Raw genomic sequence first — 21,038 nt, 5'->3', positions numbered from 1 at the left:
TTAGATTTAAGACATGTAGTTTTACTGCATGCGCCAATTCGGCGAAATCTATCGTTACTAGCAATACAAGTTACTGTGATTCCAGACGCCTTCGGGTTATATGGTCAAGTGACTAAGCGTGCACGGTGGATGCCTTGGCAGTCAGAGGCGATGAAGGACGTTGTAACCTGCGATAAGGTTCGGGGAGGTGGTAAACAACCTTTGATCCGGACATTTCCGAATGGGGAAACCCACCTATTTATAGGTATCTTTTAACTGAATACATAGGTTATTAGAGGCGAACCTGGGGAACTGAAACATCTAAGTACCCAGAGGAAAAGAAATCAACCGAGATTCCCTAAGTAGCGGCGAGCGAACGGGGACCAGCCCTTAAGCTTTATTAGATTTAACAGAACACTCTGGAAAGTGTGGCCATAGTGGGTGATAGCCCCGTATGTGAAAGGTCTTTTAAAGTGAAATCGAGTAGGACGGCACACGTGAAACGCTGTCTGAATATGGGGGGACCATCCTCCAAGGCTAAATACTCCTGACTGACCGATAGTGAACCAGTACCGTGAGGGAAAGGCGAAAAGAACCCCTGTGAGGGGAGTGAAATAGACCCTGAAACCGTGTACGTACAAGCAGTGGGAGCCGTTTTCGGACGGTGACTGCGTACCTTTTGTATAATGGGTCAGCGACTTACTTTTAGTGGCAAGGTTAAGCATTTGCGGAGCCGTAGGGAAACCGAGTCTTAATAGGGCGTCCAGTCGCTAGGAGTAGACCCGAAACCGAGTGATCTATCCATGGGCAGGTTGAAGATGCAGTAACATGCATTGGAGGACCGAACCGACTGTCGTTGAAAAGCCAGCGGATGACTTGTGGATAGGAGTGAAAGGCTAATCAAACTCGGAGATAGCTGGTTCTCCTCGAAAACTATTTAGGTAGTGCCTCGTGTCTAACCATGGGGGTAGAGCACTGTTTCGGCTAGGGGGTCATCCCGACTTACCAACCCGATGCAAACTCCGAATACCCATGAGTTCAATCACGGGAGACACACGGCGGGTGCTAACGTCCGTCGTGGAAAGGGAAACAACCCAGACCGTCAGCTAAGGTCCCAAAGTTTATGCTAAGTGGGAAACGATGTGGGAAGGCTTAGACAGCTAGGAGGTTGGCTTAGAAGCAGCCACCCTTTAAAGAAAGCGTAATAGCTCACTAGTCGAGTCGGCCCGCGCGGAAGATATAACGGGGCTAAGCATAACACCGAAGCTACGGATGCACTTTGTGCATGGTAGAGGAGCGTTCTGTAAGCTGTTGAAGCGGAAGCTGTAAGGCACCGTGGAGGTATCAGAAGTGCGAATGCTGACATGAGTAACGATAAGGGAGGTGAAAACCCTCCCCGCCGGAAGACCAAGGGTTCCTATCCAACGCTATTCGAGGTAGGGTGAGTCGGCCCCTAAGGAGAGGCTGAAGAGCGTATCCGATGGGAAACAGGTTAATATTCCTGTACTGCTCATAACTGCGATGGGGGGACGGAGAAGGCTAGGCTAGCGCGGCGTTGGTTGTCCGCGTTTAAGGTAGTAGGTTGAGGACTTAGGCAAATCCGGGTCCTTAAGACCGAGAACCGATGACGAGGTCCTTTATGGACTGAAGTAGTTGATGCCATGCTTCCAGGAAAATCCTCTAAGCTTCAGGTTATGACTAACCGTACCCTAAACCGACACAGGTGGTCAGGTAGAGAATACTAAGGCGTATGAGAAAACTCGGGTGAAGGAACTAGGCAAAATGGCACCGTAACTTCGGGAGAAGGTGCGCCGGTTTTGGTGATGGGACTTGCTCCCTAAGCTGAGGCCGGTCGAAGATACCAGGTGGCTGCGACTGTTTATTAAAAACATAGCACTCTGCAAACTCGAAAGAGGACGTATAGGGTGTGACGCCTGCCCGGTGCCGGAAGGTTAATTGATGGGGTTAGCACTTGTGCGAAGCTCTTGATCGAAGCCCCGGTAAACGGCGGCCGTAACTATAACGGTCCTAAGGTAGCGAAATTCCTTGTCGGGTAAGTTCCGACCTGCACGAATGGCGTAACGATGGCCACACTGTCTCCACCCGAGACTCAGTGAAATTGAAATAGCTGTTAAGATGCAGTTTACCCGCGGCTAGACGGAAAGACCCCGTGAACCTTTACTACAGCTTCACAGTGGACTTTGACATTACTTGTGTAGAATAGCTGGGAGGCTTTGAAACTTGGACGCCAGTTCAGGTGGAGCCACCTTTGAAATACCAGCCTGGTAATGTTGAGGTTCTAACCCAGTTCCCTAAGCGGGATCGGGGACATTGTGTGGTGGGTAGTTTGACTGGGGCGGTCTCCTCCCAAAGAGTAACGGAGGAGCACGAAGGTACCCTCAGCATGGTCGGAAATCATGCAATGAGCGCAAGAGTAGAAGGGTGCTTGACTGCGAGACAGACACGTCGAGCAGGTACGAAAGTAGGTTCTAGTGATCCGGTGGTTCTGTATGGAAGGGCCATCGCTCAACGGATAAAAGGTACTCCGGGGATAACAGGCTGATACCGCCCAAGAGTTCACATCGACGGCGGTGTTTGGCACCTCGATGTCGGCTCATCACATCCTGGGGCTGAAGCCGGTCCCAAGGGTATGGCTGTTCGCCATTTAAAGTGGTACGCGAGCTGGGTTTAGAACGTCGTGAGACAGTTCGGTCCCTATCTGCCGTGGGCGTTTGAGATTTGAGAAGAGTTGCTCCTAGTACGAGAGGACCGGAGTGAACGAACCTCTGGTGTACCGGTTGTGATGCCAATTGCATTGCCGGGTAGCTACGTTCGGACGGGATAACCGCTGAAAGCATCTAAGCGGGAAGCCTCCTTCAAGATGAGATCTCACTGGGAACTTGATTCCCCTAAAGGGCCGTTGAAGACTACGACGTTGATAGGTTGGGTGTGGAAGCGCTGTGAGGCGTTGAGCTAACCAATACTAATTGCCCGTGAGGCTTGACCATATAACGCCCAAGGCGTTTGGCAAGTGACTTGTAAGATATGTAAGACGATAGAGAGTAACGAATTAGCGCGTAGTTAAGCTACAGTCGATAAACTATCTAGATCAAATAAAAGAAGAATCAGATCTAAGTTGTAACAGTTTTGCTTGGCGACCATAGAGTTGTGGAACCACCTGAATCCATCCCGAACTCAGACGTGAAACGCAACATCGCCGATGGTAGTGTGGGGCTTCCCCATGTGAGAGTAGGTCATCGCCAAGCATTTAATTAAGAGAAAACCCCGGTCACGCTGTGATCGGGGTTTTTTCGTTTTGGGATAAAACTACTTAACCAAGTATTTACACCAGGTTTTATCCGCATACCCTCTTTAGCAACTAGCAACTAGCAACTAGCAACTAGCAACTAGCAACTAGCAACTAGCAACTAGCAACTAGCAACTAGCAACTGAAGATATTCATTGCTGCAGGCTAAGTGTATTAACTATGTCTTCTTTCAGATCGGCGTAGTCAAAGTCGCTAATTCCGAGGAAGTTCAAGACCGGCATAATCTTGATTGCTTCTTCTTTAGGATCTGGAATTCGCCAGAAGTGCCTGTAAGCATCACTAATGTCTCTTGCTAAAAGAAGCATGCATAGTTTTAAGCGCATTGCCTCTTTTTCGTCAGCTGGCTCTTGGAAGGTCTTTTCGTAGTAGGGCTGTCGAGCAATAGCTTCTGCTGTGGATTCGCCTATATTCCACTTTCTAGCGAGTTCTGCGCTTAGTTGATAATGACTAACGCCATATAGAGCGAGCTCTTGCTCATTAATTTCTGTTAGGCTTGCTCCATTGAGCTCCCTAAGTTTGTCCTTGAATTCGGGCTTGGCTTGCATTAATAGTGGAATGCCACTGTCATGTAGCATGCCTAGTGTGTAGGTTTCGTCAGGATCTAGATTGGTGAATTGATTTGCTAAAGCGGCGGTGATTCGAGCTACTTCTGTGGCTGTATCCCAGAACCTCTCCATTGGGCCTACTGCTGAGAGGCTGTTCTTTAATGCTGCCAGTTGCACGATATTAAAAACCCGTTTAATACCCAAAAGTGCAACCGCTCGTTCAACGGATGTTATTTCTGTCCGTATTCCAAAATATGATGAGTTAACAGTAGCGATAACTGAGCTATATAAGGCTACGTCCTGTTTGATTAAATTACAGATGCCTTTGATGTCAGGATCTGATTGTCTCAGAGCCTCAGTGATACTTATAAGTACTTCTGGGCGCGCTGGGATCACATAACTTGTTGATTGTTCTGAAACAGGAGGCATACAGTCCTTCTCAAATAGTTGTTAAAATACAACTTACTTTATTCAATGATAGCTGACAATTTTTAATTGTATTCAAAAGCTTAGCTTAGACTAATTATCTGGCTAACCTATTTTGTGGTTACGTTAAATTTTTTCAGCTAAATGAGGCATTCGATGTTAAATATTGCTGCTTTTACTTTTAATTATGATCAACTGGAAGATCGAATTCTTCTTGTCGGTAATCTTAGTAATGGACAGCAGAGAATCGATTTTTGGCTGACACGAAAATTAGTGCTGCGTTTGCTCGATGCTGTGCAGGGGTTGCTCGAAAAGACGGTAACTGAAATAGCCGATGCGCCCGTTCAGCAAAAGATGCATATGGCTCAGTTTCATCATGAGGACGCTCAACAAGCTCTCCAGGTTCAGCGAGAAAGCACTCAAGTTATGGCTGAAAGTGCATTGCTACTAAGTCGATTAGATATTAGTCATCACGACGGGCAGTATAAGCTTTTATTTTTTTCCGGTGGTGACGAACCTGTCGCGGCTAGTGTTCTAAGTTATCAAGAGCTTCATCAAATATTTCATCTCTTACACCGTGGAGCCGTCGGTTTAGACTGGGGTGTCGCCGCGGAGCTGTTCCAATCTTCTAATCAACCTCAAACATTACAATGATTGAATCCAAACCATTCATTGCTCGCGGGTCTAAAACCGAGCGTTGTAAGTCGTGCTTATTGTCTATTCGCGCTTGTATTTGTGATTACAAACTTCAGTACGATGCTTTAGCGAGTTTTTACTTACTTATGCATCATGATGAAACATTCAAGCCTACCAATACGGGGCGACTCATTGAGGACTGTATTGCCGACACGCAACGATTTAAATGGTCTAGGACTGAGCCTAGTCAGGAGTTGCTTGAGGCAATAAATCATGAGGACATAGACCCTTACATTGTTTTTCCGGAGGGTGATGACTATATGGGTAGGATGGTTGATTTCGAGCTCAAGCCTGGGAAAAAGCCAGTTTTCATCATCCTCGATGGTACTTGGCGTCAAGCTAGGCGTATGTTTCGGCATAGCCGCTATTTAGATCACCTACCGGTCATCCAGCCCCATGTAACTTCTACCTCTCAATATAAGCTGCGCAAGGCGCCTGTTGCTGGTCAATTGTGTACAGCTGAGGTGGCTGCAGAAATGTTAAAGCTAGCCGGTGATCAAAAAGGGGCAGAAATAATGTCAGATTATTTTTCTGTCTTTAATAACCATTATCGGGCGGCGAGATTAAATAGACCGATTGATGATGAGGTAGAAGAGAAGAAGCGATTAAAGGCCTATCAGCTCTCATCGGAGGTTTGATAGGCCCTGTAACTTTAGCTTTCCAGCCAAAAGGTAACTGGCCCATCATTGGTTAATGAGACGGCCATATCCGCAGCAAAAATACCTGTTTCAACCTCTGTGTGCTGTTGTTTGGCTTGCTGTACAAAGTAGTTATATAGTTTTTCACCGTGCTCTGGTGATGCGCCTGAAGAGAAGCTTGGTCGTAAACCTTTTTTAGTGTCTGCCACAATCGTGAATTGAGAGACTATGAGCAATCCGCCATTGATCTGTTGTAGATTGAGGTTCATTTTCCCTTCGTTATCAGCAAAAACACGATAACCGAGTATTTTTTTTAGCAGTTTGTTGGCGTCTGCTTCAGTGTCAGTTTTCTCTATACCCAGTAGTAATAAAATGCCTTGGTTAATTTTGCCTACGGTTTCTGCGTTAACTTCGACGCTAGCTGATTTTACTCTTTGGATCAGTGCTTTCATATTCAGGTTTGCTTGTGTCTGTATGTATTATGCCAATGATATGGCGAAGTTATCTGTTGCACGAATTAGATTGTCAGTAATACCAGGCTCAAACGCTGAATGACCGGCGTCTCGTACGATGTGAAACTCTGATTCTGGTAAAGCATCATAGAGAGCTTGAGCTTGTTCGATGGGGCATACCATATCGTAACGGCCATGTACGATCACTGTTTTAATTTTTTCTATTTTGGAACAATTATTAATGATTTGGTTGGGCTCTATAAAGGCTTTATTTATAAAGAAATGCGCTTCTATTCTCGCCATTGCAAGCGCTACGTGGGGATCTGCAAAATGATCAACTATATCGTTGTTTGGATCTAGCGTAGAGCAACGACCTTCCCATATTGACCATGCCTTTGCTGCAGACATGCGTGCGATCTCATTAGATGAGGTTAAGCGCTTGTAGTAGGCTTTGAGCATGTCGTCACGCTCAGTTCTTGGAATGATCTGTTCGTACTCTTTCCAATAGTCTGGGAAAATTGCACTCGCTCCACGTTGATAAAACCACTGGATATCCTGTTCTCGACAGAGAAAAATGCCTCTGAGAATCATGCCGGATACTCGACCGGGATGAGCTTGAGCGTAGAGAATGCTTAGAGTAGAGCCCCAAGAACCACCGAATAGTAACCATTTATCCACATTCAGATATTTTCTGATTGCTTCCATGTCTGCTATTAGATCAGAGGTCGTATTATCTGTGAGATCTGAATGAGGTGTAGATTTGCCGCAACCGCGTTGATCAAACAAAATGATTCGATATTTCTCTGGATCAAAAAAGCTTCGATGTGCTGGCGCAGTTCCGCCGCCGGGGCCTCCGTGAACAAATAGTGCTGGCATACCTTGAGGGTTGCCACTTTCCTCTACATAAAGGCTGTGGGTATCAGATACCTTTAGCTGAAATTCGTTATAGGGGTGTATTTCAGGGTAGGGAATGCGCATATGGCCTCCGGCACAGATTGACGTCCTAATTTGTAAGTATAGTGAGCTAGTTGTGTCAGAGCTACGGTATTAGAAAATAAAAAAGGCAGCTCAAGGCTGCCTTTTTAAGATAGAGATAATCTCTTATTTGTTCTTCGCGCGTTTACGTTCGTTCTCTTTAAGAAGCTTCTTACGTAGACGGATGAAGTTAGGTGTAACTTCTACCAATTCATCATCTTCGATGAAATCTAGCGCTTGCTCCAGTGTGAATTTCACAGGAGGTGTTAGCTGGATGTTTTCATCAGAACCAGAAGCACGAACGTTAGTTAGCTGCTTACCTTTAGTTGGGTTTACAGCTAGGTCATTATTACGACTGTGGATGCCTAGTAGCATACCTTCGTAAACTTCAACGTTTGGTTCGATGCATAGACGACCACGGTCTTGTAGGTTCCATAGTGCGTAACCAAGAGCTTTACCTGTAACCATGGATACAAGAACACCATTGATACGGCTAACAACTTCACCTTCTTTAACTGGACCATAGTGGTCGAAGATAGAAGTCATGATGCCTGTACCTGAAGTCATTGTCAGGAACAGAGAACGGAAGCCGATAAGGCCGCGAGATGGGATCATGAACGTTAGACGTACACGGCCTTTGCCGTCTACTTCCATGTTTGTCATGTCACCTTTACGCTTGCCTAGTTCTTCAATAACAGAACCTTGGTGCTCGTCTTCAACGTCGATCATAACCATTTCGTATGGTTCGTGGATTTCACCATCGACTTCTTTCTGAATTACTTCTGGACGAGATACACCTAGCTCGAAGCCTTCACGGCGCATTGTTTCAATCAATACAGAAAGGTGAAGTTCACCACGGCCAGAAACTTTAAATTTCTCTGGTGTTTCACCATCTTCTACGCGTAGGGCAACGTTGTGGATAAGTTCACGATCTAGGCGCTCTTTGATGTTACGGCTAGTTACAAACTTACCATCCTGACCTGCGAACGGAGAGTCGTTAACTTGGAAGGTCATGGAGACTGTCGGCTCATCTACACTTAGTGCAGGTAGAGCTTCAACTTTATCAGGGTCGCAGATAGTGTCGGAGATGTTTAAAGCGTCAATACCAGTAACACAAATAATGTCCCCTGCAGTTGCGCTTTCTACTTCTACACGCTCTAGGCCGTGATAACCCATGATCTTCAGGATACGGCCGCTACGAACAGCGCCTTCACGATCAATAACTTTTACTTGCGTATTCGTGTTGATAGTACCACGAGTAACTCGGCCAACACCGATAACGCCAAGGTAGCTGTTGTAGTCAAGTGCAGATACTTGCATCTGTAGTGGGCCATCAACGTCTACTTTTGGTGGATCTACATGCTCAACGATCGCTTCGAAAAGTGGTGTCATATCCTCAGACATATCGTCTGGCTCTAGACCTGCAATACCGTTTAGTGCAGATGCGTAAACAATTGGGAAGTCTAGTTGCTCATCAGTAGCACCTAGGCTATCGAATAGATCAAATACTTGATCGATAACCCAATCTGGACGTGCGCCAGGGCGGTCAATCTTGTTGATAACAACGATTGGGCGTAGGCCTTGGTCAAATGCTTTCTGAGTTACGAAGCGTGTTTGTGGCATTGGGCCATCAACAGCGTCAACTAGTAGGCATACACAGTCAACCATAGACAGTACGCGCTCTACTTCACCACCGAAGTCGGCGTGCCCAGGAGTGTCCACAATGTTGATGCGGTAGTCGTTCCATTTGATAGCAGTGTTTTTTGCCAAAATGGTAATGCCGCGCTCTTTCTCCTGGTCGTTGGAGTCCATGATGCGCTCAGTGCCTTCATCACGACGGCCTAGTGTGCCGGATTGTGCAAGCAGCTTATCAACCAGGGTTGTTTTACCGTGGTCAACGTGCGCGATGATAGCGATGTTTCTTAGCTTTTCGATCACGTGTGTATACCTGTGAGATATTTTTGCGAATGCGGAATTATACGTGTTTATAGATAAATTACTGCATATTTCTTAATCAAATCGATAGAGTTTTTGTTTTTATTATTTCTATCTACATGAGCAGATTGATCTGAGTAGGAATTAAGTTAAAAACAGACACATTATAGGTGGGCGTTTTGAATAAGGTTGGAGTATATTATAGGCCCATAACGGTGCATAAAAATTGATTCAATGAAGCTTGCACTATTATGGTGCATTAAAGTTGCTTGTGTTCGATTTTGGTGCGGTGCTTTTGGTGCATTTATGCTGCAAGTGCCTCTAAATGTTGAGGAATGCTGGGTTTTCTATTCTGGCACGCTTGTTGCTTTGTCCTAAGCCGATAATTAATTCTGATTTCTTTAGGCTGACAATGTTCAGCCTGGTAATTACTAAGTGGAGAAAGTCTCATGTCAGAGAAGACTCTGAATCTGATCAAAGAAAGCAATGCTAAGTGGATTGACCTACGTTTCACCGACTCTCACGGTAAAGAGCAGCACGTAACTATCCCAGTTTCCGACATGGGCGATGACTTCTTTGAAGAAGGTAAAATGTTCGATGGTTCATCCATCTCAGGTTGGAAAGGTATTAACGATTCCGACATGATCCTGATGCCGGACGACAGCGCTTCTCTGCTGGATCCATTCTCTGAAGCTACTACTGTAATCGTTCGTTGTAACATCGTTGAGCCAGCTACTGGTCAAGGTTACGAGCGTGACCCACGTTCTGTAGCTAAGCGCGCAGAAGAGTACCTTAAGTCTACAGGTATTGCTGACACAGCTATGTTCGGTCCTGAGCCAGAATTCTTCGTATTTGACGAAGTGAAATGGCATGCAGATATCTCTGGTTGTGGTTACACAATCGCTTCTGAAGAAGCATCTTGGGCGTCTAGCCACAAGATCGAAGGTGGTAACACTGGTCACCGTCCACGTGTTAAAGGCGGTTACTTCCCAGTACCACCAATTGATTCTCTTCACGACCTACGTGGCGCTATGTGTGACGCGATGGAAGCGATGGATCTTGAAATTGAAGTACACCACCACGAAGTAGCAACTGCTGGTCAGTGTGAAATTGGTGTTGGTGCGAACACTTTAACTGCTAAAGCGGACGAAGTTCAGGTTCTTAAGTACTGTGTACACAACGTTGCACACGCTTACGGCAAAACAGCTACATTCATGCCTAAGCCACTAGTTGGTGACAACGGTTCTGGTATGCACGTTCACATGTCTCTATCTAAAGACGGTGTTAACCTGTTTGCTGGTGATGCATACGCGGGCATGTCTGAAACTGCTCTTTACTACATCGGCGGTATCATCAAGCACGCTAAAGCGCTTAACGCTTTGACTAACTCTTCTACTAACGCTTACAAGCGTCTAGTACCAGGTTTCGAAGCTCCAGTTATGCTTGCTTACTCTGCACGTAACCGTTCTGCTTCAATCCGTATCCCATACGTGACTAGCCCTAAAGCACGTCGTGTAGAAGCGCGTTTCCCAGATCCATCTGCGAACCCATACCTATGTTTCTCTGCACTAATGATGGCTGGTCTTGACGGTATCAAGAACAAGATCCACCCTGGCGATGCTGCAGACAAAGACCTTTACGATCTACCAGCTGAAGAAGCTGCTGAGATCCCACAGGTTGCTTCATCTCTAGAAGAAGCTCTAAACGCTCTTGAAGAAGATCGTGAGTTCTTGACTCAAGGTGGTGTATTCACTGATGACATGCTTGATGCGTTCATCGCGCTTAAGCGTGAAGAAGTTGAGAAAGTGAACATGACTACTCACCCAGTTGAATTTGACCTGTACTACTCTGTATAAGTCTTAATTCTTCTGAAAAAGCCTCCCTTGTGGAGGCTTTTTTGTTTTTAAATCTTACCGTTATGCACTTATTTAGTGACGATTAATATCTTAATAATATTTAATGCACTAAAATGGTGCGCCATCATTTTTAAGCAGCTACACTCAATATTAGAATAGACAGTAATGGTGCTGCCTGAGAGCAATTTAGGGCAGTGGTAAAACTTGGTTTACTTTTTGCAGAAGTAAACTTAAGTAAAAGAGTGTAGGTCGATGCCAGTAATAGATTTTCATAAACAGATAATAGAAAACCTTTCTACAGCGGTGGTTCTGCTGGATGGCAACCTTGATGTGGAATATGCCAATCCTGCAGCTGAGATGCTGTTAGAGGCGAGTTTGCGTCGTTTGTCTCAAGTGTCTGTGGCGGAGTGGTTCTCACCAGAGGAACATGGCATTGAAGACCTGCGTGCTTGTATTGAGACGGGTCATCCTTACACGCGCCGTGAAGCTAAATTGGTGACTCAAAGTGGCAGTGTACTAACGGTGGATTATTCGATTAATCCTTTGTTCTGGTTGAGTGGTCGACAGCTCCTGATTGAGATAGAAGCGAGAGACCGTTTGATGAGAATCGAGCGTGAAGAGGATCTTCTAACTCAACATGATACTGCCAGATCTCTAGTCCGTGGCATGGCACATGAAATTAAGAATCCTTTGGGTGGAATTCGTGGTGCCGCGCAATTGCTAGAACGAGAGCTGCCAGATCCTGCCTTACATGATTATACCCGCGTAATCATTGAAGAGGCTGACCGCTTAAGGAACTTGGTTGATCGTCTGTTGGGGCCGCGTAAGTTACCTAAGCTTGAAGACGTTAATATCCACGCCATACTCGAACGTGTTTGCCAGCTTATTGAGGCTGAAACTAAGGGTTCTGTAACCCTATTGCGAGATTACGATCCTAGTATCCCTGAGTTTACAGGTGATGCAGAGCAGCTTATCCAAGCGATATTAAATATCCTGCGTAACAGTATGCAAGCGATGCAGGGTGCAGGAACTGTTGAGCCAACCATTCAGATTAAAACACGGGCTTTCCGTCAAATTACATTGGGCGCTGAAAAACACCGTTTGGTATGTAGCGTCGAAATTGTAGATAACGGCCCAGGTATCCCAGAAGAGATACTTAGTAAGATTTTCTACCCTATGGTAAGCGGGCGTGCAGAAGGAACCGGCCTTGGCTTGTCGATTGCACAATCGATCATCAATCAGCATCAAGGATTGATTGAGTGCGAAACTCAGCCAGGGGAAACTAAATTTCAACTATTCATACCTTTGGAGATAAGTCATGAACCTGTCAGGTAAAATCTGGATTGTCGATGATGATCGTTCAATTCGTTGGGTGCTTGAAAAAGCTATGGCAGTAGAAGGGCTTCAAACCGAAGTTTTTGATAGTGCAGATGCTTTATTGGCTCAACTAGAGCGTGAAGTGCCTGATGCGATTATTAGTGATATTCGCATGCCGGGAACAGATGGACTGCAGTTGCTGGAGAAAATTCAAGAAACTCATCCACAAGTTCCGATCATTATTATGACGGCACACTCCGATTTAGATTCTGCAGTTGCGTCTTATCAGGGTGGTGCATTTGAGTATTTACCAAAACCGTTTGATGTAGATGATGCTGTTGCACTAACCAAACGCGCTTTGGCGCATGCGATTGAGCAACGAGAGCAGGTAGCTGAGCAAGCTGCTGAAGAAGGTACAGAGATTATTGGTGAAGCGCCTGCTATGCAGGAGGTTTTCCGTGCGATTGGTCGATTATCTCAATCCAATATTACGGTTCTCATTAATGGTGAGTCGGGGACGGGTAAAGAGCTTGTTGCACACGCGCTGCATAAGCATAGCCCGCGTAGAGATAGGCCTTTTATTCCACTGAATATGGCGGCTATCCCTCATGATCTGATTGAGTCAGAATTGTTTGGTCATGAGAAAGGTGCCTTTACCGGTGCGGCAGCGGCTCGTCGTGGTCGATTTGAGCAAGCCGATGGCGGTACGCTTTTTCTAGATGAAATTGGTGATATGCCTGCTGATGCTCAAACACGATTGTTGAGGGTGTTGGCCGATAGTGAATTCTATCGTGTTGGCGGCCATACCGCTGTGAAGGTTGATGTTCGTATTATCGCGGCTACCCATCAGGATTTAGAAAAGTTGGTAGCTGAAGGTCGTTTCCGCGAAGATTTATTCCATCGTCTTAACGTCATTCGTGTTCATCTACCTAAGTTAGCTGAACGGCGTGAAGATATTCCGCGTTTAGCGCGCCATTTCCTCAACATGGCTGCTGAAGAGTTAGATGTGGAGCCAAAAGTACTTGCTACTGACACTGAAAGTTACATGTGTAATTTGGCTTGGCAGGGTAACGTTAGGCAGTTGGAAAACACTTGTCGCTGGTTGACGGTAATGGCGACCGGGCGAGAAGTGTTGATCGATGATTTACCGCCAGAGCTTATGCAGAGTAGTGAATCAGAGACTGCTGTGGCTGGTGATTGGGAGCTGTCTTTGCGCAATTGGGCTGATCAGCAGTTGGGGCTTGGTCATCGAAATCTATTAGACACCGCAGTGCCTGCTTTTGAAAAAATTATGATTGAGACTGCACTCAAACATACCGCAGGACGTCGACGCGATGCTGCAGAGCTTCTAGGTTGGGGGCGTAATACTCTTACGCGGAAAATCAAAGAATTGGGTATGGATGAAGATAAAGGTGATGATCAGGAAGTTGCCTAAGTTATTACTTATACAGTAATAACCTCGTTTTTTGATTTCATATATAATCCCTGCAGCTTTTAATCTGCGGGGATTTTTTATGCTTCATGTTGTCTTATTCGAACCTGAAATACCGCCAAACACCGGCAATATTATTAGGCTTTGTGCCAATACAGGTTTTCATCTTCATCTTGTGGAGCCTTTAGGTTTTGACTTTGATGATAAACGGTTACGTCGTGCAGGCTTGGATTATCATGAGTTTGCTGCAGTTAAAATTCACCCTGATTTAGACACCTGTCTGGCTGAAATACAGCCTAGAAAGGTTTGGGCGTTAACCACAAAAGGTAAAACTTGCTACACCAAAGCGGATTACCAAGCGGGCGATGTTTTGTTGTTGGGGCCAGAAACTAGAGGTTTGCCGGTTGAAGTGAGAGAGAGCTTCTCTAGCGAACAGTGGTTGCGAATGCCGATGAAAGAGGCGAGTCGTAGTATGAACCTTTCTAATGCTAGCGCTGTTGTTGTTTATGAAGCATGGCGTCAACTGGGGTTTGAAGGCGCTATCGATAGTTAGTTTTAAAAGCGGTTCTACATATAGATACTTAAATGTTGCTATAACGACTATAGTGAAAGGAACTACATGACGGTCAGTAATTCTATGCAGCACGCTTTCATAGTGACAAAGATTGAAGCTTATTTAACCGAGCAGGCGGGTGAGGTTTTTAAACTGCATGTTACCGATTATAGGAAGCGTGCAGTATGGCTGTTAGGTCGGCTTGATCAGCAAGTAAATATCCAAACACTTAAGAATCAACAGCTTCCGGTAGTTCTGATCTCTGATCAATTAGAGTCTAGCAGTGAAGGTCAATTTCTTATTCCAGCAAGCTCGCTTGTAAGTATTGTGCCGTTGCCAGCGGCTTCATTGCAGCAGGTCCTTGAATTAGGCCGTGCTGATGAAATTCTGCAAAGTCTTTCCTTAAAATCATGCTAGAATGCGCTGCTGATTAATAAATGTACAGTTAAGAGTGTTGTTCGGAAAGCATATGTGGAAAAAATATAGCTCCCTTTTTCTTGGGAGTTTTTTAGTTTTAATCTCTTCTTTTACTCATGGAACGAATCACCCAGAAGAGGTGACAAGTGTCTGTAAACAGGTTGGTAAAAAGCTAGCCAGTGTTTCTGTTAATGAATGTTTAAGTAATCCTTATCTTCCACCTCGTTTTTATTCGGTCCAGGGTCGTGCAATTTTAGAGGCGCACTTTCAGGCTTCGGATGAGAATAAAGGCGCACCAAGGGTCCTATTTATTGGTGGTATCCATGGTGATGAGTACTCCAGTGTTAGCGTAACCTTTAAATGGCTGAATACCTTGCGTAAACATCATAGTGGTGCTTACGATTGGTATTTCTTACCGGTTGTGAATCCGGATGGCCTATTGCAGCGTAAATCTAGCCGAGTGAATGCTAATAAGGTTGATCTGAATCGAAACTTTACCCCAGCGCCAGAATTTCCTGAGCCTTTAGCTCATTGGCAAAAAAGTGCGAAAAAGCGTTTGCGTTATTTTCCTGGGCATGCGCCTTTAAGTGAGCCTGAAAGTCGTGTTATCCACAATTTGATTGATGAGTACAAGCCGACGGTAATTGTCTCTGTACATGCGCCGCACGGTATTTTGGACTTTGACGGTGGTATTCAACCGCCGCGTAAACTTGGACCGCTGCACCTACGCCAGTTAGGGACATACCCGGGTTCTTTAGGCAACTATGGCTGGTTTGTTAAGAATATACCTGTAGTAACCATTGAGCTTCCATATGCTGGGATCATGCCGCCGAAAAAGGATATTGATAAGATGTGGACAGATTTGGTGGGTTGGTTGAAGTATAAATCGAAACGCAACCGCAGTGAGTTGGCTGCGTCTGAATCATCCAAATAGATAGATCCAAAAACAAAAAAACGGAGCCTAAAGCTCCGTTTTTTTATGCGACAACGATCAGCTTAGTGCTGAGCTTCGCCTTGAGCAGCTTCTTGCTGAGCTTGAGCCATCTGTTGAGCATATAGTGCATCAAAGTTAACTGGAGCAAGCATTAGTGCTGGGAAGCTAGCTTTAACAACCATTGCATCAATTGCTTCACGTGCATATGGGAACAGGATGCTTGGGCAGAAAGCACCTAGTGTGTGGTGCATCTCTTGCTCGCCTAGACCAGCGATAGAGAAGATACCTGCTTGTTGTAGTTCAACTAGGAATGCAGTTTTGTCTTCGTTTTTAACCGTAACTGTTAGCGTTAGAGTTACTTCAAAAGCGTTGTCACCTAGCTGAGCAGTTTGAGTGTTCATCTCTAGGCCAACTTCTGGCTGCCATGGGCTCATGAAAATTTCAGGAGCGTTTGGAGATTCAAAAGAGGCATCTTTAATGTATACGCGTTGTACCGCAAACTGAGGTCCCTGCTGTTCTTCTTGGGACGCTGTGTTCTGATCGTTCTCAGCCATGATTTATCCTTATTTTTAAAAATTAGTTTGCACTAAGTAGGGTGTCGAGTTTGCCTTGACGTTCAAGGGCAAACATATCATCGCAACCGCCAATAGGTGTTTCGCCGATAAAAATTTGCGGCACTGTGTGACCTCCACTGAGTTCTGTCATCTCACGACGTTTTTCTGCGTCGCCGTCGACTTTAATCTCAGTGTAAGGAACGCTCTTATGATCCAGCAGCATTTTTGCTCGGATGCAGAACGGGCACCACGCGGTTGTATAGATGGTAACTTCTTTCATTGCGATTATTACTTAACAATCGGAAGGCTTTGGCCTTTCCATTCGGTCATGCCGCCAGATAAGCGCACTGCATTTTCAAAGCCTTCAGCCTTAAGTTTGCGAGTAGCAGCGCTCGCTGCCTGACCTAAATTACATACAACGATAATCGGGCGTTGTTTGTACTTGGTTAGCTCGTCCATACGACGATCTAAATCAGAAAGAGGGATGTGCTTTGCATTGGTGATATGACCTGTTGCCCACTCTTTTTTAGGGCGGATATCAACGATGATTGCGTCTTCTTTGTTGATTAGGTTTGTTGCTTGCGCCGGAGTAACGGCTTTGCCTGCTTTACTACGTTCATAAAGAACGAACATCACTAGAGTTAAAAGCCAAGCACCAACCAAGAATGGGTGGTTGCCGATAAATTCGATAAATTGATCCATTTCTAATCCAAATAAGGTCTTACCTGAAGACCATTAAAAACTGTTGATCGACGATTGAGGAGCAATAGTATACCTCGCGATTTTTGACGGTATAAGGGGAAGATAAGGTGAAAATGATTATTTAGTGGCAATTATTCTGCTTCGGGCCTTCAATCGTTAGCCTTAAAGGGGCTTTCCAAGTAAAATTGGCGGCAATTTTATAACCGTTGCAACAGAATCCTACAGATATGACACAAACGCGCGCGACAAAAGCTTTGATCATCCTTGATGGTTACGGTGTAGAAAGTTCAGAATCTTCAGCAATTCAGGCAGCTAATACGCCTGTATGGGATGCACTACTTGCTGATAATCCAAATGCTCGAATCGAAACTTCAGGTATGGCTGTTGGCTTGCCGGATGGACAGATGGGTAACTCAGAAGTTGGCCATATGAACATTGGTGCAGGGCGCACGGTTTATCAAAACTTCACGCGTATCTCCAAAGCGATTGAAGATGGTGATTTTTTCGAAAACGAAACGCTTGTGAACGCGATGGATGCTGCCATTTCACAAAACAAAGCGGTTCACATTTTGGGTTTGTTATCTCCAGGTGGCGTTCACAGCCATGAAGAACATATCTTTGCGCTGTTAGAGATGGCTGTTAAACGTGGTGCGAAAAAGCTTTATGTTCATGCCATCCTTGATGGTCGTGATATGCCGCCACGTTCTGCGGAGCCATCGATTCAACGTACGGAAGCGAAGCTAGCCGAACTCGGTGTGGGTTCCATTGCTTCTGTCGCGGGCCGTTATTTTACAATGGATCGTGATAACCGTTGGGATCGCGTGCAGAACGGTTACGATGCAATGACTATTGGTCAAGCGCCTTGCAAAGCTGAATCTGCTATTCAAGCGCTGAATGAAGCTTATGCACGTGACGAGAATGATGAATTTGTTCAAGCAACCGTAATTACTGATGCTTCTGGCGAAGCGAAAGGCCTAGTTGCTGACGGTGATGCGCTAATCTGTGCCAACTTCCGTCCAGACCGTGCCCGTGAAATTACTCGCGCATTTACTGAAGGTGGGAGCTTTGACGGTTTTACACGTGAAAAAGCTCCAGAGCTAGCTGCCTATGTAATGATGACTCAGTATGCATCTGATATTGATGCTGCCTGCGCTTATCCTCCGCAAGCTATTCGAAATGATCTCGGCGAATACCTATCTGGTTTGGGCAAAACCCAACTGCGTATTGCTGAAACTGAAAAATATGCTCATGTGACTTTCTTCTTCAATGGTGGTCAGGAAGAAGTTTACGAAGGTGAAGATCGTATTTTGGTTCCTTCTCCAGATGTTGCTACTTATGATTTGAAGCCTGAAATGAGTGCGCCGGAAGTGACTGAAAAGTTAGTTGGAGCGATTAAAAGTGGTAAGTATGACTTGATCGTTTGTAACTATGCGAACGGTGATATGGTTGGCCATACCGGTAAATTTGATGCCGCTGTTAAAGCTTGTGAAGTTGTTGATGACAGCGTTAAACAGGTGCTAGAAGCGCTACGCGAAGTCGGTGGTGAAGCATTGATCACAGCTGATCACGGCAATGTCGAGTTGATGGTTAACCCAGAAACAGGCCAGCCTCATACATCTCACACAATCTGGCCAGTGGCGTTGATTTACGATGGCCCACGTGCAGAAAATCTTAAGCTAGAAGACGGCGCGCTGTGTGATTTAGCACCAACCCTGCTGTCCTTGATGGACATTGAAGTGCCTGCTGAAATGACAGGCAGATCTTTAGCATCCTTCTAAAGAGGCTTTAAAAAGGGATAACTCGTTTATCCCTTTTTATTTTGTGCAGAAAAATTATGGTGCGATCTTTACCTGCCTTTATTTTCATACTGTTTAGCTTGCTTGCGTCATCTGTGGTGCTAGCAGAGGACAAACAAGCATTAACTGAAAAGCAGATAAAGCAGCTCAATTCACGTATAGCTTCCTTGCAAAAAAACATGCGTTCGCAAGAGGGTGAATCTCGTGAATTGAGTAAAGAACTCCGTGACAGTGAAGTCAAAATTGGCAAGTTAGCCCGTCAGATCCAATCACTGGATAAGCAATTGAGTGGTCTTGGCTCTCACGCTGATTCCCTTGAAAAGAAGCGAGATGCTTTAAAAGTCGAGCTTAAGAAACGTTCTGAACTAATCGCTAAACAGATAGCCCAGCAGTATAAAATGGGCAACCAAGCGCGCCTACAGCTACTGCTTACTCAGCGAGATCCTGAAACTTTAGATCGAGCTATTCGCTATTATGACTTCGTTAATGAAGAGTTGCGCCAGGACCTAATTCTTTTCAAAACCAAACTGGCGGATCTTTCCGGAACTGAATTAGAGTTAACCGATACCGAGCAAAAAATGGTCCTCAAGCGCGAAGAATTACGTAAAGAGGTCACTGCTCTGAGGGCCTCTCAAGCGAAGCGAAAAGATACCCTTGCTCGGCTAACAAAAGCCCTCTCCACAGACAAAAAGAAACTTAAGCAGCTCAAGCTGGACCAAAAGCGTTTACGTGCGGTGCTGACTGAAATTGAGAAAAGTTTAAACTTCGCCACGCTTGTTAAAGACGATAAAACCTTTAAACAATTAAAAGGTAAGCTGCCTTGGCCGTTAAAAGGTAAGGTAAAGCAGAATTATGGTACTGTCAGAAATAATATCCGCTATGATGGAATCTGGATTCAGGCGCAAGAAGCTCAGCCTGTAAAAGCGGTTCATCATGGGCGCGTAGTATTTTCAGATTGGCTTAGAGGTTATGGTTTAGTATTGATTATTGATCATGGCTCCGGTTATCTGAGTTTGTATGGTTATAATCAAAGCTTGTTATTAGAAACAGGCGACTGGGTAGCCGCGGGTGATACTATCGCAACGGCAGGGCAGAGTGGGGGCCGTACTCAAACAGGTCTTTATTTTGCGGTTCGTTATAAAGGTAAGCCGAGCAATCCAAAAAGCTGGTTGAAGCGCTAACATTATTAGGGAAGAAATTATGAAGTCAGTTTTATGTTCGGGCGGGTTCAAACGTACCTTGCTTGGTATGGTTGTTAGTTCGCTTGTCTCTTTCCCACTTCATGCAGCGGATCCGAAGCCTGCAGATACACCTGCTGTTACAGACGAAAAAGTATTACCTCTAGATGAACTTCGATTATTCACCGAAGTGTTCCAGCGTATTAAATCCTCTTATGTTGAGCCTGTGGATGATGCGCGTCTGCTTGAAGATGCTCTGCGAGGCATGATCGCAGGGCTAGATCCTCATTCTGCGTATTTAGAACCCGATGAGTTTGAGAGTCTGCAAGCCAATACCAGTGGTGAATTTGGTGGTTTAGGCATCGAAGTAGGCTCTGAAGATGGCTTTATTCGTGTTATCACGCCAATTGATGATACGCCCGCTCAGCGTGCCGGGGTTAAAGCGGGAGACTTGATTACTAAGCTGGATGATACACCGGTACAAGGCATGCCGCTGAGCGAAGCTGTAGAGCTGATGCGTGGTAAGCCTGGCAGTAAGCTCATTCTAACGATTGTGCGTGAAGGCGAAGAAAAGCCGTTAGAAATTGAAGTGGTACGAGACATTATTCAAGTAGCGAGTGTTAAGAGTCGCATGTTGGATGAGGGTTTCGGCTACTTGCGTGTATCCCAATTCCAAGTGGATTCAGGCAAAGAAGTTAACAAACACCTTAAACGTTTGATGAAAAATGAGCTGAAAGGTGTGGTGTTGGATCTGCGTAATAACCCGGGTGGTGTGTTACAGGCCGCTGTGGATATCAGTGATACCTTCCTAAAGGATGGATTGATCGTATATACCAAAGGTCGTTTAGCTGAATCTGAACAGCGCTTTAGCGCGACTAGCGATACTTTACTGCCAGAGCTTCCACTTGTTGTCTTGATCAATGGTGGTTCGGCATCGGCCTCTGAGATTGTCGCAGGCGCGCTTCAAGATCAAGAACGTGCAGTTATTATGGGGGTCGATAGTTTTGGTAAGGGCTCGGTTCAAACGGTTCTGCCTTTAACAAAAGAGCGTGCGCTGAAAATTACTACGGCTAGATACTACACCCCTAATGGTCGTTCCATTCAGGCGCAAGGCATCAAACCAGATATTGAAGTTAATGATGCTGAGTTAACTCTACGCGAAGGCGGCCCTGAATATTTGAAAGAAAAAGATCTAAGTGGCCATCTTGAAAATGGTGATAAGAAGGCTGCGGAAGAAGCGAAAAAAGATAATCTTGCAGCAAGAGATTATCAGCTGTACGAAGCTTTAAACTTGCTCAAAGCTCTGGCAATTGTGCGTAAGTGAT

At 45.3% G+C, this 21,038-nt stretch carries 18 protein-coding genes and 2 rRNA genes; 13 read left to right on the top strand and 7 right to left on the bottom strand.

All coding sequences use genetic code 11. The annotated features are described in order from the left end of the window. Nucleotides 1–102: 102 nt before the first annotated feature. Nucleotides 103–2,987: ribosomal RNA gene (locus ACMXYT_RS13150) — 23S ribosomal RNA — on the top strand. A gap of 142 nt (nucleotides 2,988–3,129) precedes the next feature. Then, nucleotides 3,130–3,245 (top strand): 5S ribosomal RNA (gene rrf, locus ACMXYT_RS13145). Between the two features lie 193 nt (nucleotides 3,246–3,438). Here the strand turns inward: rrf and ACMXYT_RS13140 are convergent. After that, entirely contained in the window at nucleotides 3,439–4,281 is an 843-nt protein-coding gene (locus ACMXYT_RS13140) for an HDOD domain-containing protein (protein ID WP_415899048.1), read from the bottom strand. A gap of 153 nt (nucleotides 4,282–4,434) precedes the next feature. Between ACMXYT_RS13140 and ACMXYT_RS13135 the strand changes: the two genes are divergently transcribed. Together ACMXYT_RS13135 and ACMXYT_RS13130 are read left to right on the top strand one after the other, a co-directional pair. Further along, the gene (locus ACMXYT_RS13135; protein WP_415911542.1) at nucleotides 4,435–4,932 is read left to right on the top strand and encodes a hypothetical protein; all 498 of its coding nucleotides are present in this window, start codon (nucleotides 4,435–4,437) and stop codon (nucleotides 4,930–4,932) included. Further along, entirely contained in the window at nucleotides 4,929–5,612 is a 684-nt protein-coding gene (locus tag ACMXYT_RS13130) for a tRNA-uridine aminocarboxypropyltransferase (RefSeq protein WP_415899046.1), read from the top strand. The genes ACMXYT_RS13135 and ACMXYT_RS13130 overlap by 4 nt, the downstream gene beginning before the upstream one ends. Before the next feature lie 14 nt (nucleotides 5,613–5,626). On the opposite strand, the gene dtd is transcribed toward ACMXYT_RS13130, so the two are convergent. From dtd to typA, 3 genes are all read right to left on the bottom strand, one after another. Further along, nucleotides 5,627–6,064 (bottom strand): D-aminoacyl-tRNA deacylase, encoded by a 438-nt coding sequence (gene dtd / locus ACMXYT_RS13125; protein WP_415899045.1) that lies wholly within the window; start codon nucleotides 6,062–6,064, stop codon nucleotides 5,627–5,629. A gap of 27 nt (nucleotides 6,065–6,091) precedes the next feature. Next, nucleotides 6,092–7,042 (bottom strand): prolyl aminopeptidase, encoded by a 951-nt coding sequence (gene pip, locus ACMXYT_RS13120; RefSeq protein WP_415899044.1) that lies wholly within the window; start codon nucleotides 7,040–7,042, stop codon nucleotides 6,092–6,094. Between the two features lie 123 nt (nucleotides 7,043–7,165). Beyond that, a complete protein-coding gene (typA, locus tag ACMXYT_RS13115; RefSeq protein ID WP_415893465.1) occupies nucleotides 7,166–8,977 on the bottom strand; it encodes a translational GTPase TypA in 1,812 nt (603 codons plus the stop codon). A 446-nt stretch (nucleotides 8,978–9,423) separates the two neighbouring features. Here typA and glnA point away from each other — a divergent pair, with 446 nt between their 5' ends. From glnA to ACMXYT_RS13085, 6 genes are all read left to right on the top strand, one after another. Beyond that, nucleotides 9,424–10,830 carry a glutamate--ammonia ligase gene (glnA, locus tag ACMXYT_RS13110; RefSeq protein WP_415901891.1) on the top strand — a complete coding sequence of 469 codons (1,407 nt, stop codon included), beginning with the start codon at nucleotides 9,424–9,426 and terminating at the stop codon, nucleotides 10,828–10,830. Nucleotides 10,831–11,082: 252 nt separating this feature from the next. Beyond that, the gene (gene glnL / locus ACMXYT_RS13105) at nucleotides 11,083–12,165 is read left to right on the top strand and encodes a nitrogen regulation protein NR(II) (RefSeq protein WP_415911541.1); all 1,083 of its coding nucleotides are present in this window, start codon (nucleotides 11,083–11,085) and stop codon (nucleotides 12,163–12,165) included. After that, a complete protein-coding gene (gene glnG, locus ACMXYT_RS13100) occupies nucleotides 12,149–13,582 on the top strand; it encodes a nitrogen regulation protein NR(I) (RefSeq protein WP_415885582.1) in 1,434 nt (477 codons plus the stop codon). Before glnL ends, glnG begins: the two co-directional genes overlap by 17 nt. A gap of 79 nt (nucleotides 13,583–13,661) precedes the next feature. Further along, on the top strand, nucleotides 13,662–14,132 hold the full coding sequence (trmL, locus tag ACMXYT_RS13095; RefSeq protein ID WP_415911540.1) for a tRNA (uridine(34)/cytosine(34)/5-carboxymethylaminomethyluridine(34)-2'-O)-methyltransferase TrmL: 471 nt from the start codon (nucleotides 13,662–13,664) through the stop codon (nucleotides 14,130–14,132). 66 nt (nucleotides 14,133–14,198) lie between these two features. Further along, complete coding sequence (locus tag ACMXYT_RS13090; RefSeq protein ID WP_415911539.1) at nucleotides 14,199–14,549, top strand: hypothetical protein; 351 nt, start codon at nucleotides 14,199–14,201, stop codon at nucleotides 14,547–14,549. A 52-nt stretch (nucleotides 14,550–14,601) separates the two neighbouring features. Next, nucleotides 14,602–15,483 (top strand): M14 family zinc carboxypeptidase, encoded by an 882-nt coding sequence (locus ACMXYT_RS13085; RefSeq protein WP_415911538.1) that lies wholly within the window; start codon nucleotides 14,602–14,604, stop codon nucleotides 15,481–15,483. A 62-nt stretch (nucleotides 15,484–15,545) separates the two neighbouring features. Here the strand turns inward: ACMXYT_RS13085 and secB are convergent, their stop codons facing one another. From secB to ACMXYT_RS13070, 3 genes are read right to left on the bottom strand one after another with little or no spacing between them, the layout of a single operon-like run. Next, the gene (secB, locus tag ACMXYT_RS13080; RefSeq protein ID WP_415882196.1) at nucleotides 15,546–16,037 is read right to left on the bottom strand and encodes a protein-export chaperone SecB; all 492 of its coding nucleotides are present in this window, start codon (nucleotides 16,035–16,037) and stop codon (nucleotides 15,546–15,548) included. A 22-nt stretch (nucleotides 16,038–16,059) separates the two neighbouring features. Then, nucleotides 16,060–16,317 (bottom strand): glutaredoxin 3, encoded by a 258-nt coding sequence (grxC, locus tag ACMXYT_RS13075; RefSeq protein WP_415911537.1) that lies wholly within the window; start codon nucleotides 16,315–16,317, stop codon nucleotides 16,060–16,062. Between the two features lie 8 nt (nucleotides 16,318–16,325). Beyond that, nucleotides 16,326–16,739 (bottom strand): rhodanese-like domain-containing protein, encoded by a 414-nt coding sequence (locus tag ACMXYT_RS13070; RefSeq protein WP_415882194.1) that lies wholly within the window; start codon nucleotides 16,737–16,739, stop codon nucleotides 16,326–16,328. 227 nt (nucleotides 16,740–16,966) lie between these two features. On the opposite strand from ACMXYT_RS13070, the gene gpmI reads away from it, so the two are divergent. The 3 genes from gpmI (at nucleotide 16,967) to ACMXYT_RS13055 (ending at nucleotide 21,037) form a co-directional block, all read left to right on the top strand. Beyond that, nucleotides 16,967–18,517 (top strand): 2,3-bisphosphoglycerate-independent phosphoglycerate mutase, encoded by a 1,551-nt coding sequence (gene gpmI, locus ACMXYT_RS13065; protein ID WP_415911536.1) that lies wholly within the window; start codon nucleotides 16,967–16,969, stop codon nucleotides 18,515–18,517. A gap of 197 nt (nucleotides 18,518–18,714) precedes the next feature. Continuing rightward, on the top strand, nucleotides 18,715–19,716 hold the full coding sequence (locus ACMXYT_RS13060) for a murein hydrolase activator EnvC family protein (RefSeq protein WP_415911535.1): 1,002 nt from the start codon (nucleotides 18,715–18,717) through the stop codon (nucleotides 19,714–19,716). Between the two features lie 19 nt (nucleotides 19,717–19,735). Further along, on the top strand, nucleotides 19,736–21,037 hold the full coding sequence (locus tag ACMXYT_RS13055) for a S41 family peptidase (protein WP_415911534.1): 1,302 nt from the start codon (nucleotides 19,736–19,738) through the stop codon (nucleotides 21,035–21,037). Nucleotide 21,038: the final 1 nt, after the last annotated feature.

Source organism: Neptuniibacter sp. QD37_11 (assembly GCF_047778105.1).
Classification (GTDB): Bacteria; Pseudomonadota; Gammaproteobacteria; order Pseudomonadales; family Balneatricaceae; genus Neptuniibacter.
Note: the sequence above shows the minus strand (reverse complement) of the source record. Positions and strands in the feature narration are given on the sequence as shown.